The 601-nt window shown below is 70.9% G+C and carries 1 protein-coding gene; it reads left to right on the forward strand.

Translation table 11 applies throughout. From position 1 onward, the window contains the following. On the forward strand, positions 1-601 hold a 601-nt coding region (locus tag CQZ88_RS32085), incomplete at both ends, for a HAMP domain-containing protein (protein WP_258008846.1).

Raw genomic sequence — 601 nt, forward strand, 5'->3', positions numbered from 1 at the left:
AGGACTGTTCCACAACCACCTCGAGCAGGCAGGTATCGAGCACGTCTCGACCGAGGCGGCGCACGTCGAGGAGGCGTTCACTTCGGCGATGATCATCTCGTTGGCCATCGCGCTGGTGGTCTCGGCGCTGATGGCGCTGGCGGTGAGCTGGTATTTCACCCGCAGGGTGCAGCGCTCGGTCACCGGCGTGGCCACCTCGGCCACCGAGATCGCCGGCGGCCACTACGACGTGCGTCTGCCCGGACCCGGTCTCGGGCACGAATTCGACCAGCTCGCCGAGACGTTCAACCAGCTCGCCGATCGGCTGGACTCGGTCGAAACCACCCGGCGGCGCATGCTCTCGGATCTCGCGCACGAGATGCGCACCCCGCTGGCCACACTCGATGCCCACATCGAGGCCCTCGAAGACGGCATCCGGGTTCCCGACGCCGAGACCCTCGCGGTCCTGCGGTCGAGCACCGCCCGGCTCGGGCGGCTCGCCGAGGACATGGGCGCGGTCTCGCGCGCCGAAGAGGGCCGGCTGTCCGTCACGCCCGTGCCCACCGACACCCGCACCCTCGTCGACGCCGCGGTCCGCGTCGCCGCCGACCGCTACGCCGCC

The sequence above is a fragment of the Rhodococcus sp. ENV425 genome, assembly GCF_002887785.1.
GTDB classification, from domain to species: domain Bacteria; phylum Actinomycetota; class Actinomycetes; order Mycobacteriales; family Mycobacteriaceae; genus Rhodococcus; species Rhodococcus aetherivorans.